Here is a 14,885-nt window from a genome sequence, read left to right as displayed (position 1 = left end):
GAATGACAAGCAATCGAGGAGAGGAACGAGATCATGATGAAGCTTCAGAAGACGACCACCGCATGGGTGGCGACCGGCGCGCTCGGCCTGAGCGTGATGGCCAGTGCCGCTTTCGCGTTCGCCGATCAGAGCGCGGCGGCACCGGCCGGCCGGGGGATTGCGGCCGCCGCGGTCGCCGGCGACCGGGTCGGGACAGGTGCGGAGACGCATGCCGCCGCCCCGAAGGCGTACACCGCGCCGTCGGCCGCGACCGCGAACACGCCGGCGTCGCCGCGCACCGCTGTCACCGCGAAGACACCGGTCTCGCCGCAGACACCGGTGTCGGCCACGTCGCCGGTCTCCGCGGTGTCGCCGACGTCTCCGGTGTCGCCGACGACGCCCAACTCGCCGAAGAGCGCCCCGTCGGCTGACAGCAACGACTGACGCCATGAAATGTCTGCACTCGACAGCGGGTCGCTCGCCCAGTGACGGCGGCCGATCCGATTGAGTGCAGACATCTCGTGTTGACAAGCATCTCCGGGTAGAAGGGGTGAGTGAGGAGCTGCGGCATCGGGCATGCTTGGGGCAGTTCGAGGAGGAGCTCGTGACGATCGATCGGGCAATGACCCTGATGACCTCGCCGGAGGCCGGTTCGGTGCTGCAGTTGGCACTCACCGGCGAGCCGGGGGTCGAGTTGCCCGGTTTCCGGTTCGAACTCGACCGCGTCCATCACCGGCCCGGTGCCGACGTCAGCGCCATCTACCAGGTCTGGTACGACCTGCCGTCCCCGCAGCAGCCCACCGAAGAGTGGCTGGGGCTGACCACGGTCGAGGTGACCGACGGTGTCGCCACCCTGGTGCATAACGATCTGGTGGTACGGGCCTGGCGGCATCCGGCTGATCCGCGGCTGCCCGGTCTGCCGGCCGCTTGCGATTCTGACGTGGTGGCCGGCTGGCTGGGTGCCCCTGTCGAGTTGGAGATGCTGGCCTACCGGCCGCTGCGCCGGGCCGTCCTGGCCGCCCGCGGCGAGCGCCCGGCGTTCGTCAAGGTGCTGCGGTCGGACAAGGCGTCCGGGCTGGCCAGACGGCAGCGGCTATTGCATCAGGTCGGCATCGCGCCGGCGATCATCGCCGAACCCCAGCCCGGTGTGGTGGTCAGTGCCGTGGCCGACGGCATCTCGCTGGCGCACGCCCTGGTGGCCTGGGCCGACGAGCCGGAGCGCCTGCCGTCTGCGGCGTCGCTGGTCGCCCTGCTGGACGCCCTGCCGGCTGCCGCCGTCCGATTCCCACGGCGGGAATCGTGGAGCGATCGGATCGACTTCCACGGCGCGGGGGCGGCCGTCGTCTTGCCCGACCAGGCCGACGAGATCCATGCGCTGTCGGGAGAGATCACCCGGCTGCTGGCGCTGGCGCCGTCCGGACCGATCGTGCCGACCCACGGCGATTACTACGAGGCCAACATCTTCACGGTGGACGGCCGGGCCACGTCGGTGATCGATCTCGACTCGCTCGGTCCCGGACGCCGTGACGACGATCTGGCCTGCCTGCTCGGGCATGTCGCGGTGCTGCCGAACCTGTCGCCGGAGCACTATCCGCGAGTGGCGGAGGTGGTCGAGTCCTGGCGCACCGAGTTCGAACGGCTGGTGCATCCGGCCTCGCTGCGGGCCAGGACCGCCGCCGTCATCCTCAGCCTGGTCTCGGGTGCCGACGTCCCGACCGCGCTCGCCCGGCTCGACCTGACCCGCGCCTGGCTGGTCCGGGCACGGCAGGCGCTCAGCTGACCGCGTCCGGTGTGGTTGCCGGACCCCGTCCCGCCGCCGATCCGGAACGGCTCGTCGACGTCGATGAGAGGTCCCTCATCTGTGCTTCTCGCCGGGCTCATCGGCGACGGGTGGAATGAGGTCCATGGATACCTCGAACCGTGGCGGGCGCTGGCTGGTCAGCGGCGCCATCGGTCTGGCGGTGCTCGGCACCGCGGGTTGCGCCCGCAGCGGCCCCACCAGCCAACAGGCCGGACCGGCGGTGGTGCTGAGCGCTCCGACGCAGGCCGTGCCAAGCAAACAGCCCAGCGCAAAGGCGTCGCCCCTGAAGTCCACGAGCACCGAGACCAGCACGGCAACAGTGGACGGCGATCGCACCACCAAGCAGGTGCCGCTCGCCAAGCCGAAGTCGCTCAACGAGACGTCCAACAGCGCTCCGTCGCCCCGGACGCCCAAGAGCCCACCGTCGGCCCGGACGCCCTAGCGATGCGCTGATTCGAGCCCCTCCATAGTCGGCCCGAACGCGCTAGCGATGCGCTGATCAAGACGGGATGGGCCTGGCGTTCGCGTCCACGGGTGGATGTGAATCGTGGATTCACGTGTCAGCCCCTCCATCGTCATCCCGGACTCGATCCGGGATCTCTCCCGCCTGAGATCCCGTGTCGGAGCACGGGATGACGCGAATGATCAGCGGTTCCTAGCGAGGCCTGTCCAGACCCTGGCCAATGGGTCGGCCGGGCGTCCGGCTCAGACCAGCCGGTAGCCCATGCCGCGCACGGTCTCGAACCGTTCCGCGCCCAGCTTGCGGCGCAGGTAGCGGACGTAGACGTCCACCACGTTCGAGCCGGGGTCGAAGTCGTAACCCCAGACGCTGGAGAGCAGCTGCTCCCGGCTGAGCACCTGGCCAGGGTTGGTCAGGAAGGCCTCGGCGAGAGTGAACTCGCGGGCCGACAGGTCCACCTCGCGGCCGTCCACCGTGGCGCGCCGGGTGCGCAGATCGAGGCTGAGATCGCGATGGGTGAGGGTGGTGGGGGACGCCGCGGTGCTCTGGTCGGCGCGCAGCCGCAGCCGAACCCGGGCGAGCAGCTCCTCGAAGCTGAACGGCTTGGCCATGTAGTCGTCCGCACCGCCCTCGAGGCCGGCAACCGTGTCGGTGACCGACGATCGCGCGGTCAGCATGATCACCGGGATCGTGACGCCCTGGCCGCGCAGCCGGTCGAGCACCTCGAAGCCGTCGATGTCCGGCAGTCCCACGTCCAGGATGACCAGGTCGAAGTCGCCCGAGACGGCGAACTGGGCGCCGACGATGCCGGTGCCCTCGATGTGCGTGCTGTAACCGGCCGCGCGCAGCCCCTTCGCGACGAAGGCGGCGATGCGGGGTTCGTCCTCGATGATCAGGATCTGGCTCACGGGACTGCCTCCAAGGTGGGTGCGACGGGTTGCAGGGGGAGTACGAGCGCGATGGTGCTGCCTTCGCCGAGGATCGACTCGATGTCGACCCGGCCGCCGTGGGCGGTGACGATCTTGTCGACGATTGCCAGGCCGAGCCCGGCGCCGTCGGCACGCAGCGGGGCGTTGGCGCCGCGTCCGAACCGGGACAGCACCAGTTCGCGGTCCTCCGGCGAGATGCCGACGCCGCGGTCGCGGACCCATAGCCACAGCTCGTTGCCGCGGACGGCGCTGCCGAGCGCGATCGGGGCCTCGGGCGGGGAGTACTTGACGGCGTTGGAGGCCAGCTGCAACCACGCCTGGGTGACCCGCTGCGGGTCGAGGACCGCCTCGACATCGACCAGGTCGTCCAGCAACCATCGACGCGGCGCCAGCCCGCGCGCCTTCTCCAGGGTCTCGTCGGTGAGGCGTCCGATGTCGGTGAGGTGGGGCTGAATGAAGTCGCTGCGTTCGGCCTTGGCCAGGGTGAGCAGGTCATCGACCAGGCGTCCCATCCGGTCTAGTTCGTCCAGCGAGAGGACGCGGGTGGCTCGGACATCGTCGGAGTCGTCGGCGTCCATCAATTCCAAGTGGCCGCGGACGATGGTGACCGGCGTCCGGAGCTCGTGGCCGACGTCGTCGAGCAGCTGGCGCTGGCTGCCCATCGCGGCGTCGAGCCGGTCGAGCATGGCGTTGACCGTGCGGGTGAGGGCCGACAGGTCGTCGTTGCCGTGGACGGGGATCCGCCGGGTCAGGTCGTGCTCGGTGATGTCCTCGGCGGTGGTCCGCAGCAACCGGATGGGCTGCAGCAGGCGTCCGACCAGAAGCCAGATCACAAAGCCGACCACGGCCAGCGACCCCACCGCGACCAGGGCATACGTGCCGTAGGTGGCGCGCAGCACGGCATGCTCGGCGCGCATGTCGAAGGTCTGGACGAGGGCGCCGTGGGCGTTCGGGAAGCGGACCGGGGTGACCGCGTAGGAGTAGTCGGCGAGCGGGGTCGCCAAGCGTCCGCGGGTGACGTGGTCGAGTTGGCTGAGCGGCAGGACGGCGTTCACGAAATCAGGATCCCGTTCTGGGCGGAACGCGATGCCTTCGGGCGCCGTCCAGACCACCTTGCCGGCAACTATCCCCAGTTCGCTCTCGTTCGCGGCCAGCACCTGACGCTGCATGGCGACCCGGATCAGGTCGTCCGGGCTGGTGAACGGACGCCCGGTGGTCGGGTCGATCCCCGGCGAGCAGTCCGCGCTGTTGCCGCAGGCCAGCACCCGGAACTCGTCCACCGACCGCTGCAGATAACCCTCGACCCGCCGCTCGGTCATTGCCAGTTCCAGGCTGTAGGCGGTCAGTCCGGCGATGGTCAAAGCCAGTGCGGCGAGCGCGAGCACCGCCGCGATGACACGGGCCCGCACCGTTGCGAGCCAGGGAAACCGGCCGAGGAGACGCGCGGACTGCGTCGGGGAGGCCATTGCCACATTGTGCCAAAGGCGTCCGGAGCCGCTGGTGAGCGGCGGGTGAGAGTGCTCTCATCGGAGCGAGGTGAGAACGCGAAACGCCCCGGGTTTCCCCGGGGCGTCGGATGTGGCCAGGACCGGGATCGAACCGGTGACCTTTCACTTTTCAGGCGAACGCTGCTACCAGCTGAGCTACCTGGCCCCTGAGCGATGATTCGCTCAAGCGACCCCGACGGGACTCGAACCCGCGACCTCCGCCGTGACAGGGCGGCGCGCTAACCAACTGCGCCACGGGGCCTTTACAGGCCTCACCGGTCGTTCCCGACCGGCCCCGAAACTATAACAGCCCCTAGCCGTGCCGTCGAAATCGAGGTGCGCGCTCCGGGTGTGAGGGTCGACGTCTCGCGGTGCTGGACCCGTGGTGCCTCGGCGGCGGCGTGGGAGGGTCCGACCTGTGCTGCACGCTCGCGCTCTTGCGCAAGAAGATCGGGTCGTCGGCCTCGGAGAGCGACTTCTTCTCTACTGCGAAGGAAGGTCCCGCGCGGGCGCTGAAGAGGAGCTACTTCAAGACCTCGACCGGACGCAGTCGGCGACCTCTTGGTTGGCATCCCCAACGGGATTCGAACCCGCGCTGCCGCCTTGAAAGGGCGGTGTCCTAGGCCGCTAGACGATGGGGACCTGACCGAAGAACCATACCGGTCCAGGGATCGTGCACCCAAACCTGCCGCTGGCCGGCGATGCCAGCCAGGTCGTCGGGTCCCGATCGTGCCGGCGCACGTTGCCGCTGTCGAACCGGCATCAGCTGACCCGCTGGGCTGCCGGTCGCCGCCTGCTCTGATTCGCCGCCGCGAGCACTGGTCCGGCTCGGGGAGTGGCCGGGGGTGGCGGTGCGCGCCGAGAAATGACCGTTATCAGCCGGCTCTCTGGCCGCTGGTTGGCTCGCCGCCGAGAAACGAGCGTTATCCCGGTTCCGGGAGTTCTCATTGCGCTCGTCTCGCCGCGACTGGGGCCGAGTTCGGATTGACGGCGTCATAACGCACGTTTCGCCGCGCGCCCGCGGGCCGGGACAGCTTCTGTTCGGAAACCCCTAGGATCGCCAGGTGTCCATCGCTCGGAGTGAGCAGTGATCGGCGGCGACATGCGGCGTCCGCTACCGAGGGTCGTCCTCACGACCACCGCGTCGGTCGACGGTCGCATCGCGCTCAGTCGGAGTTCGCGGCTCCTTCAACCGGACGTCGCCCGCCGCTGGTCGGTGATGAAGCCGGACGGCACCGATGCCGAACTCGGCGCGCGGCGAGCCGAGCACGGGGCAACGGTGACGTTGGAGGGTAGTGGCAGCTTCATCGGCGACGACGATCCCCCTGCTGTGCTGCCGACTCCGACGATGCCGGAATCGGTGCTGCGCCAGGATTTCATCCCCCGTCGCGCGCCGCACTGGTTCGTGGTCGCCGACAGCCGTGGCCGGGTGGACTGGTCGTTCGTCGGCCACGAAACCACGGCGTTGGTCGTCCTGGTGTGTGACCGGACGCCCGCGGGCTATCTACAGTTGCTCCGCGATCGGGGCATCGGTCATCTCAGCGCGGGTGTCGACCGCGTCGATCTCGAAGCGGGACTGTCGAAGATTGCCGCGGTCCTCGAGGCGTCGATCGTGGTCGCCGATTCCGGCGGCACCTTCAACGCCGGATTGCTGAACGCCGGTCTGGTCGATGAGATCGACGTGGTCACCTTGCCGGGTCTGGTCGGGGGAGTGGGGACGCCGTCGATCATGGACGGCGATCCGCTGGGCGATGCGGGGACGCCGATCCGACTGGAACTCATCGACTGCCGGGTCACGCCTGCCGGCCTCGTCCGCACCCGGTACCGCGTCCTCAACGAGCGCGGCCCGAAGTCGGACCCCGCGTAATCTGGGCGGACGGCACGATGAGATTCCCGGCGGAGAGCGCGCCCTACAGTGGGGCCCATGCCGGTGTCGATGAGTGAGCAGAGGTTCGAGGAGCTGGTCGACGCCGCCCTCGATCAGATCCCGGAGGGCCTGGCTGAGTTGGTGCAGAACTGCGTCCTGGTGATCGAGTCGCGGGCTCCCGAGCCGGACGCCGACCTGCTCGGCTTTTACGACGGGATCCCCTTGTCAGAGCGAGGTTCGTGGTATTCGGGCGTGCTGCCCGACCGGATCGTCATCTTCCGGGACGCGATTCTGGACATCTGCGAAGACGAGGACGACGTGGTTGATGAGGTGCGGATCACGGTCTGGCACGAGGTGGCGCACTACTTCGGCATCGACGACGACCACCTGGACAAACTCGGCTACGCCTGAGCGCCATGCACCAGCCAGGACCGGTCCCGGCTGGACACCCAGGTCGCGACGGTGCCCAGGGACTCCTCCGGCACCCAGCCGGCCTGCAGATCGCCGCGCGCCAGGGGCGTGGCGAGGGTGTGCTCGGCGAGCTGTGCGGACTGGTTCGCGGTGACCACCACCGGTATGCACTGCTCCTTGCTGCGGACGGTGTTCGCGGCCAGCGTGTCGATCACCTCGGGCCCGAACTCCGGTGCGGCCAGCGCCAACGGGCGTCCGGCGCGTTGGGCCTTCTCCAACACCGGCAGCAACTCGCGGATCGTGGTGACCGGGTCGCCGCACAGCACCACGAGCGGGTCGGAGGCCACCGCCCAGCCGCTGGCGGCGTCCGTCACGAATCGGCCATCGGGGATGCCGGCCTGGATGCTCGGCGCGGCGTCCAACGCTTTGGTGAGGTCGGCGCGCTGCTGATCGGTCAGATCGGACGCGGGGAGACCGGCCGGGCGGGTGCGGGCTTCGCCTTCGCTGAGATACTGCGGCGGCTCGCGGGATGGCTCGAAGCGCGGGATGTCCCGTTTCGGCGGCGCGGCCATGGCGGCGTCCCGTTCGCGGGTCTTGCGCCGATCGTCGAGCGCTCCGTAGGTCACCACGGCGATCCCGAGCACGAGGATGATCGCGATGCCCCACCAGTCCATGGCCCCAGTGTGCCCGCCCGCTCCGGTAGAGAGCCGACGCCGGCTGCCTCGGGACCGGCGGACGGCCACTGGTGGACGTGCGCCCCGACCCCCATGCGGACGATAGAGTGAGCACGCGCGAGGCGCGGGCCTATAGCTCAATTGGCAGAGCAGCGGACTTTTAATCCGCGGGTTCTGGGTTCGATTCCCAGTGGGCCCACACGCACAAGGCGGAAACACTCCACCGCTGGTTCCATGTGGCTGGGAGTCGGTTGGGTGGTCCGTGGTGCTGCGCCCAGCGTGGAGGATGCCGTCGATGCGTCCCGGTGGTGGTACGCGCTGTTCCGTCCCCAGGCGGTGGTGGTGACTTTGAGGATGAAGTCGCCGGGCTCGGGCCGCGGAGGGCGTTCGGTGGGGAATCCAGGGCGTAGAGCAGTCAACCGCACACACCGGCAGGTGATCAACGTTGATTATCGTCAATGTGATGCTGTGACGCTCCCGGATGGTTTGGAGATCGCGCGGGCGCGGAAGCGCACCGGTGGTTCGGCGTACTCCTCGATCGCGTGCGCGACCCAGCCGGCGGCCCGCGCGATCGTGAAGATCGTCTCGCCCGCGGTGGGTGGCATCTGTGCCGTGGTCGACAAGGCACCCAACGCGAAGTCGATGTTCGGCCTAGTGCGGGAATGGCGATAGGCGGCATCGACCAGAGCGCGGGCCGCCCGGAGGTGCCGTGCGCCCGGCGCCGCCGCCGTGAGCATGTCGAGCAGCACCGTCGCCCTCGGGTCCCCATCGGGATAGAGCCGGTGGCCGAAGCCGGGTAGGTGCCGGTACGTCTCCAGCGCCGCCGCGAGCGCCTTGTCGGAGTCGCCCGTGCTGGCGTCCTCGATCATCCGGTGGACCAGGGCACTGGCGCCCGCGTGCAGCGGTCCTGCGATCGAACCGAGGCCGGCCAGGACCACGGAGAACGGATCGGCACGCACCGACGCCGCGACCCTGGCCGTCACGGTGGAGGACGCCAGCTCGTGGTCGGCCAGCAGCACCAGCGCCGCGTTCAACCCGGCAACCAGCCCCGGCGTAGACCGTCCCCCGGCGAGGCGGCCCCACAGGCGTCCGGCGATGCTGCCACGGATCTGCGGGCGGCCTGCTAGTGCGAGCCGCGCCACGCGCGCATCGGGTGCTGCCGGCACGGCGAGGGCCATGCTCGCGATCAACCGCCGGGCGCTGGTGGCGACGGCCGGGGTGCTCAGGCCCGAGCGCAGCGGCTCGGCCGCTGAACCAAGGACGACCGCGGCGCGCATCCTGTCGCGCGCGGACTCAAGCTCAGCGGGGAGGGACATCGGGTACGGCTCCCAGCCAGGGACGGACTCGTCATCACCTCCGGTCCACAGCCACTCGGCAACCTCCTCGAAGGAATGCGTGCGGGCCATCCCGCAGGCATCGCGTCCGCGATAGCGAATCCGCTGATCGATGATCGTCGTCAACCCGGTCTCCACGACCAGATCGAGCGCCGACGGTCGACTGGTACGGCGCGGGCGACCCCGCCGGGCCAGCGCCTCGACGTCCTGCGGGTCGAACACACTGCGGCGCGAGCTGGGCTGCCGACGGGCGCTGAGCACACCACGGCTTACATAGGCGTACACGGTGTCAAGCTTGACCCCAAGCCGCGCGGCGACCTCCTGAGCGGTCATTTCAGACATGACTTGATGATAATCAACCTTGAATAAGATGCGAGCCCTGGACAGAATGAGACTTATGTCAAGCGTCGCAGACATGCCACCCGGCATGGTGGATGTGCAACGGGGCCTCAAGGGTGTGGTCGTCGCCGAGACCGAGATCGGAGACGTGCGCGGCGCCGAGGGCTTCTACCACTACCGGCAGTATTCGGCGGTCGACCTCGCGAAAACCCGGCCATTGGAGGACGTCTGGCGGCTGCTGATCGACGGGACGCTGCCCGGTACCCCAGTCGAGCGCACCACGTTCTCTGACGAAGTACGGCCGCTACGGGCACTCCCGCCGGCGCTCGCCTCGGTACTGCCCGCCATCGCCAGAGCGTCCGACCCGATGACCGGGTTCCGCACCGCGCTGTCGTTTGCCGCGGCCGAGCGAGGCTGCCGCCCGGTCTACGACCTCGACTCCTCAGCACGACGCGCGGACGCCCTGTTCATCGCGGCCGTGACACCCACGATCCTGACCGCCCTCTACCGGCTGGGAAACGGCCAGCAGCCCGTGGCGCCCCGCGACGACCTCGACTACGCCGCCAACTACCTATGGATGCTCACCGGCACCGAGCCCGAACCGCGCCACGCCGACGCGATCAAGCACTACCTGATCTCCACCATCGACCACGGCTTCAACGCCTCGACCTTCACCGCCAGAGTCATCGCCTCCACCGGCGCCGACATGGGAGCCTGCGTCGTCGGCGCGATCGGAGCGCTCAGCGGCCCCCTGCACGGCGGCGCGCCCAGCCGAGCATTGGACTTGCTCGACGAGATCGGCACCCTCGATCACGCCCGCCCAATCGTCACCAACAAGGTGCTGAGCGGCGAGCGGATCATGGGCTTCGGCCACGCCGTCTATACCGCCGAAGACCCCCGCTCGGAGATGCTCAAAGAGGTCGCCCAGCATCTCGGTGGCCCGCTCGTAGACCTCGCAACCCAGGTCGAGCAGACGGTCGTCGCGGTCCTCGCCGACCTCAAGCCAGGACGCCACCTGCACGCCAACGTCGAGTTCTACGCCGGCGTCGTGATGTCACGCTGCGGCGTACCCCGTGAGATGTTCACGCCCACCTTCGCCTCAAGCCGAGTCATCGGCTGGACCGCCAACGTCATCGAGCAAGCACGCGACCCCAAGATCATCAGGCCAAGCGCCCGCTACGCCGGACCACCTGCACCACAGCCGATACCACTCTTGTGGTAACACGCTTCATGGCTCCTCGGTGGTGATGCGGGTGATGTGCTCTCGCACGGTGTGCGGTGTCCACCTCGATGCAGCCGCGCAGCGATCAGCTCACGATCGGCGACCTGCTGCGCGCTGAGGTCATCCACCGACGCCGGCGCAGTGGTGTCGCGGCGCCGCAACTGGGCGGGGCTTAGAAGGTTTGAGCCATCCCCACCGCACGCACCAAGCGGCCCCGCTCATCGGTCACGGGTGGCTCAGACGGCCCGCCGCCCCGCCTGGAGACGCCCTTCGATCAGCGGAAGACACGGCTTTCAGGGCCCGTGCAGGGGTTCTCAAACTCTCTACGGAGGTCCACAGGCCTTCGACCGCTTCCCGCCGGCCATGACAACGCCTGCGCTAGAGCACGTCGCCTGTGTAGGAACGCAGGCGATGTGCGTTGCCGCAGGCGATGTCGACAACGGCCATGGTCGGCAAGATCCTGCTGGCGCAACTGCTGGTGCTGGTGGGTTGATTGTTCCGCTGACTGGCGGTGTGTATCCATCGCTACTTACGATCCCGTAGGGTGGCGGTAGCTGTTATCGAGATGCCGCCCGGGTCTCTCTGAACGAACGGTGAAGAGAGAGACTGCATGTCGGCCACAGATGTCCCTGCGCCCGTACGCCCGGCCTATGGTGCCGCGGCTCGCGCCGAGTGGGAGCGTCGCACCAACAGTTTCACCGAGTTGGCCAAGCAGGTGCGTGCCGCCGGTCTGAACGATCGGACGCCGGGGTTCTACCTCGCGCTGTTCTCAGGCTTGGTCGTAGCCCTGGCCGCCGCCCTCGCCGGCCACGTCCTGCTCGGCGAATCGTGGCTCCAACTTCTGATCGCGGCCGCGCTCGGGATCATCTTCACCCAGTTCGCGTTCCTCGGACACGAGGCGTCACATCGCCAGGTGTTTGCCTCCGGGCCGGCCAACGACCGGTTCGGACGCCTGTTGGCCACCTTCTTCGTCGGCATCAGCTACGCCTGGTGGATGACCAAACACACCCGGCACCACGGCAATCCGAACCAGCTCGGACGCGACCCCGACATCGCCCCCGGCTGGGTGTCGTTCACCGATGAGGACGCCGCGCACGCCACCGGCTTCCGGGCATGGATCACCCGGCGACAAGGCTGGTTGTTCTACCCGCTGATGCTGCTGCTCGGGCTCGACCTGCATCAGGCGTCCATCCGCCGGCTGTTCCGGCCCGGCCAGCTGCAAGGACGCGGCATCGAGCTGACGCTGCTCGGCGTCCGATTCGCCCTCTACCTGGGGATGGTCTTCTGGGTGTTGCCGGTCGGCATGGCGTTCGCGTTCCTCGGCGTCCAGCTGGGTGTCTTCGGCCTCTACATGGGCGTCAGCTTCGCGCCCAACCACATCGGCATGCCGATCGTGCCGCACGGGGTGAAACTCGACTTCCTCGACAAGCAGGTGCTGACGTCGCGCAACGTCTCCGGAGGCTGGTGGGCCACCGCGCTGATGGGCGGGCTCAACTACCAGATCGAGCATCATCTGTTCCCCGGAATGCCTCGTCCCGGATTGCGGCACGCGAGGCGACTGGTGCGGCAGCATTGCGCGCGATACGGCGTCCCGTATGTGGAGAACGATCTGGGCGAGGCGCTGACCATCGTGGTCCGCTACATCAACGATGTCGGCTGGGCGGCCCGGCACAGCTTCATGTGCCCGGCGGCGGTGAGCATCGGCCGTGGCTGAGCGCCTGTCGATCGCTTCGCCGGTCGGCCTCGCCGCGTATCGCGTGGTGGTTCGGCCGGCGGATGAGGGCATGGAAATGGGGACGGGCCGAAGCCCGTCCCCATGTCGCGTCAGGTGTCAGAGCGCCCGAATGTTCGAGGCCTGCATGCCCTTCTGGCCGCGCTCGGTGTCGAACTCGACCTGCTGACCCTCGAAGAGGTCGCGGCGTCCGCGGCCCTGGATCGCAGTGAAATGCGCGAAGACGTCGGCGGAGCCGTCGTCGGGCGCGATGAAGCCGAACCCCTTGTCGGAGTTGAACCATTTGACAGTGCCAGTGGCCATGCCGGTATTTCCTTCTGTGTTGCGTGGGCCGCGGTTACGGTCCCGATGACCACCCCGACGGCGCCGAGGTGGGAAATGATGGGCGGCTGTGGGCCGCGTGAGGATGATCGAGGGGGAGTCCGGTGAGCCGGGATGACCGGGTGGTCAGGCTCACCGATGCCGGTGACGCCTCCGCCGGAGAGCGTCGGTGGATCGGGGTGCCGATCCGCGCGAAAGGCATTCGCGCGAGTCACTACCGTACCACCTCTGGACCGGCATTGACTCTGGACCGCTCTGGACCGGCATTGACTCTGGACCGCTCTGGACCGGCATTGACTCTGGACCGGCATTGACTCTGGACCGGCATCGATTCCCATCCGGGGCGGCGGCTGTGCGATGATGGACGCAGGGCGCGACCATCGCAGCCCGGCATCGCACCACTTTCCGCACCGCGCCGGCGTATCGATCGCTGAGGAACGCGAGCGGACTTGGACCGTGGTGAACCTTCTTGGAAAGCAGTCTTTTGTCACGAAACGAATCCGCCCCGACGTCCTTCGCGTCGCTGGGCGTTCCCTCGGTGTTGGTCGGCCCGCTCAGCGGACGCGGCATCGCCGAACCCTTCCCGATCCAGCGGGCAACCCTGCCCGACACCCTCGCCGGCCGGGACGTCCTGGGCCGCGGCCGCACCGGCTCGGGCAAGACCCTGGCGTTCGCGCTGCCGCTGGTCGCCCGGCTGGCCCGGCTGGTGCCCTCGGGCTCCGGCATCCAGCCCCGGACGCGTCCGGGTGCGCCGCGCGGGCTCGTGCTGGCCCCGACCCGCGAACTGGCAAACCAGATCCTGGAAACCCTTGAACCGCTCGCGAAGGCGGCCGGACTACGGGTGATGACTATCTTCGGCGGCGTCGGCCAGGCCCGCCAGGTGCAGCAGCTGCGGGCCGGCTCAGACATCGTCGTCGCCACTCCCGGACGCCTCGAAGATCTGATCGGCCAGGGCCACGCCCGACTGGACGCGGTCGCCGTCACCGTGCTCGACGAGGCCGACCACATGGCCGACCTGGGCTTCCTTCCGGCCGTCACCCGGATTCTCACTGCCACCCCGCGCGGCGGACAGCGGCTGCTGTTCTCGGCGACCCTCGACAACGGCATCGACAAGCTGGTCAAGCGATTCCTGAACGAACCGTTGGTGCACAGCGTCGACGGCGCCGAATCGCCGGTCACCGCAATGACCCATCACGTCTTCCTGGTGCCGGACGCCACCCAGAAGCGCGCGATCGTCCGCGAACTCGCTGCCGGCACCTCGCGGAGACTGCTGTTCACCCGCACCAAGCATCAGGCCCGCCGGCTGGCGCGCGAACTGACCGCGGACGGCGTCCCGGCCGTCGAGCTGCACGGCAACCTGTCGCAGAACGCCCGCGAGCGCGGTCTCAAGGCGTTCGCGGATGGCCGGGTCCGGGTGATGGTTGCCACCGATATCGCGGCCCGCGGCATCCACGTCGACGAGGTCGAACTGGTCGTCCACGTCGATCCGCCGGCGGAGCACAAGGCCTACCTGCACCGCTCCGGACGGACGGCGCGCGCCGGCAACGACGGCGACGTGGTCACCCTGGTGCTCCCCGAACAACGCCGGGACTTCAGCGGCCTGGCCCGCGCCGCCAAGATCGCGGTGCAGCCGACGCCGGTCCGCTCGGGCGACCAGCGGATCGCGGACGTCGCCGGCGAGGCCGCGCCACGAGTGGCCGCGGGGCAGATTCCGAGCGAGGCCGCACAGCTGATCAAGTCCGATTCGGCGCCGTCCGGTGGTCACGGGAAGTCTGCCGGCCGGTCCGGTGGCGGACGTGGCCGGGGAGGTCGCGGATCCGGTTCAGGCTCAGATTCGCGGTCGCGATCGGGTTCCCGTTCCGGCGGAGCGCGTCCGGTCGCCGCGGTGGCGTCCTCGTCGGGCGGTCGTGGGGACGCGGTGGTTCAGCTCTCCCGTCAGGGCAGCGGACGTCGGCGCCGGCGTCCGGGATCGCGGCTGTCCGCCTGACCATCCGGACGCTGCCGCGCAGTCCGAAGTAACTGGGCTGTTCGTCGATGAGTTGCCTACAAAGCTATGCCGTTGCGCGGTAACGCTGTCGTGCGGCTTCACCGCTGGTGCCGATCGCTTCGCCCACCTCGCGCCAGGACATCCGCTGTTCACGCGCCGCTCGCACCGCTTCGGCAAGCTCCTTCTCGGCGGCGTCGCGCCGCCAGGCGGCGAGCTCGACCGCCATCGCTGGTGGGAGCGGCGCGTTCTGATCGCCGGGCTTCGGGTCGTAGTTCTCGAAAGCGTCGGCGAACTCGTCGGCGCGAGCCTTGATGTCGTCAATAGAGCGTCGAGTCATGTGGT

General features: G+C 68.9%; 14 protein-coding genes and 4 tRNA genes. 8 read left to right on the top strand and 10 right to left on the bottom strand.

Annotation, left to right across the window (positions count from 1 at the left end):
* Nucleotides 1-125: 125 nt before the first annotated feature.
* Nucleotides 126-416, bottom strand: coding sequence for a hypothetical protein (locus QM619_RS08125; RefSeq protein ID WP_415106581.1), 291 nt, complete (start codon nucleotides 414-416; stop codon nucleotides 126-128).
* A 167-nt stretch (nucleotides 417-583) separates the two neighbouring features.
* On the opposite strand from QM619_RS08125, the gene QM619_RS08120 reads away from it, so the two are divergent.
* Nucleotides 584-1,759, top strand: a complete 1,176-nt coding sequence (locus QM619_RS08120; RefSeq protein ID WP_415106578.1) for a phosphotransferase — start codon at nucleotides 584-586, stop codon at nucleotides 1,757-1,759.
* Nucleotides 1,760-1,883: 124 nt separating this feature from the next.
* Nucleotides 1,884-2,222: a hypothetical protein gene (locus tag QM619_RS08115; RefSeq protein WP_415106575.1), complete on the top strand. Its 339-nt coding sequence runs from the start codon at nucleotides 1,884-1,886 to the stop codon at nucleotides 2,220-2,222.
* 263 nt (nucleotides 2,223-2,485) lie between these two features.
* Here the strand turns inward: QM619_RS08115 and QM619_RS08110 are convergent, their stop codons facing one another.
* From QM619_RS08110 to QM619_RS08090, 5 genes are all read right to left on the bottom strand, one after another.
* Nucleotides 2,486-3,148, bottom strand: coding sequence for a response regulator transcription factor (locus QM619_RS08110; protein ID WP_415106572.1), 663 nt, complete (start codon nucleotides 3,146-3,148; stop codon nucleotides 2,486-2,488).
* Nucleotides 3,145-4,635, bottom strand: coding sequence for a sensor histidine kinase (locus tag QM619_RS08105; RefSeq protein WP_415106569.1), 1,491 nt, complete (start codon nucleotides 4,633-4,635; stop codon nucleotides 3,145-3,147). Before QM619_RS08105 ends, QM619_RS08110 begins: the two co-directional genes overlap by 4 nt.
* Nucleotides 4,636-4,748: 113 nt before the next feature.
* Nucleotides 4,749-4,822 (bottom strand) — tRNA-Phe (locus tag QM619_RS08100).
* A gap of 22 nt (nucleotides 4,823-4,844) precedes the next feature.
* A tRNA-Asp gene (locus tag QM619_RS08095) sits at nucleotides 4,845-4,918 on the bottom strand.
* A 304-nt stretch (nucleotides 4,919-5,222) separates the two neighbouring features.
* Nucleotides 5,223-5,298: transfer RNA gene (locus QM619_RS08090), tRNA-Glu, on the bottom strand.
* A gap of 445 nt (nucleotides 5,299-5,743) precedes the next feature.
* Between QM619_RS08090 and QM619_RS08085 the strand changes: the two genes are divergently transcribed.
* Together QM619_RS08085 and QM619_RS08080 are read left to right on the top strand one after the other, a co-directional pair.
* Entirely contained in the window at nucleotides 5,744-6,523 is a 780-nt protein-coding gene (locus QM619_RS08085) for a RibD family protein (protein WP_415106567.1), read from the top strand.
* 69 nt (nucleotides 6,524-6,592) lie between these two features.
* The gene (locus tag QM619_RS08080) at nucleotides 6,593-6,934 is read left to right on the top strand and encodes a metallopeptidase family protein (RefSeq protein WP_415106564.1); all 342 of its coding nucleotides are present in this window, start codon (nucleotides 6,593-6,595) and stop codon (nucleotides 6,932-6,934) included.
* Here the strand turns inward: QM619_RS08080 and QM619_RS08075 are convergent.
* Nucleotides 6,925-7,608: a hypothetical protein gene (locus QM619_RS08075; RefSeq protein ID WP_415106561.1), complete on the bottom strand. Its 684-nt coding sequence runs from the start codon at nucleotides 7,606-7,608 to the stop codon at nucleotides 6,925-6,927. The two genes, QM619_RS08080 and QM619_RS08075, sit on opposite strands and share 10 nt — an antisense overlap.
* A 126-nt stretch (nucleotides 7,609-7,734) precedes the next feature.
* On the opposite strand from QM619_RS08075, the gene QM619_RS08070 reads away from it, so the two are divergent.
* Nucleotides 7,735-7,807: transfer RNA gene (locus QM619_RS08070), tRNA-Lys, on the top strand.
* Between the two features lie 256 nt (nucleotides 7,808-8,063).
* On the opposite strand, the gene QM619_RS08065 is transcribed toward QM619_RS08070, so the two are convergent.
* A complete protein-coding gene (locus QM619_RS08065) occupies nucleotides 8,064-9,284 on the bottom strand; it encodes a citrate synthase (RefSeq protein ID WP_415106559.1) in 1,221 nt (406 codons plus the stop codon).
* A 55-nt stretch (nucleotides 9,285-9,339) separates the two neighbouring features.
* Between QM619_RS08065 and QM619_RS08060 the strand changes: the two genes are divergently transcribed.
* Together QM619_RS08060 and QM619_RS08055 are read left to right on the top strand one after the other, a co-directional pair.
* On the top strand, nucleotides 9,340-10,503 hold the full coding sequence (locus tag QM619_RS08060; RefSeq protein WP_415106556.1) for a citrate synthase: 1,164 nt from the start codon (nucleotides 9,340-9,342) through the stop codon (nucleotides 10,501-10,503).
* A 610-nt stretch (nucleotides 10,504-11,113) separates the two neighbouring features.
* Nucleotides 11,114-12,217, top strand: a complete 1,104-nt coding sequence (locus tag QM619_RS08055) for a fatty acid desaturase family protein (RefSeq protein WP_415106553.1) — start codon at nucleotides 11,114-11,116, stop codon at nucleotides 12,215-12,217.
* A 117-nt stretch (nucleotides 12,218-12,334) separates the two neighbouring features.
* Here QM619_RS08055 and QM619_RS08050 read toward each other — a convergent pair whose 3' ends face one another.
* Entirely contained in the window at nucleotides 12,335-12,538 is a 204-nt protein-coding gene (locus tag QM619_RS08050; RefSeq protein ID WP_415106550.1) for a cold-shock protein, read from the bottom strand.
* Between the two features lie 502 nt (nucleotides 12,539-13,040).
* On the opposite strand from QM619_RS08050, the gene QM619_RS08045 reads away from it, so the two are divergent.
* Entirely contained in the window at nucleotides 13,041-14,543 is a 1,503-nt protein-coding gene (locus QM619_RS08045) for a DEAD/DEAH box helicase (protein ID WP_415106547.1), read from the top strand.
* 64 nt (nucleotides 14,544-14,607) lie between these two features.
* Here QM619_RS08045 and QM619_RS08040 read toward each other — a convergent pair whose 3' ends face one another.
* A complete protein-coding gene (locus tag QM619_RS08040; protein ID WP_415106544.1) occupies nucleotides 14,608-14,880 on the bottom strand; it encodes a hypothetical protein in 273 nt (90 codons plus the stop codon).
* Between the last annotated feature and the right edge of the window lie 5 nt (nucleotides 14,881-14,885).

The organism is Micropruina sp., assembly GCF_047606665.1.
Lineage (GTDB): Bacteria > Actinomycetota > Actinomycetes > Propionibacteriales > Propionibacteriaceae > Micropruina.
The sequence above is the reverse complement of the archived record's forward strand: the minus strand, read 5'-3'. Positions and strand labels throughout refer to the sequence as shown.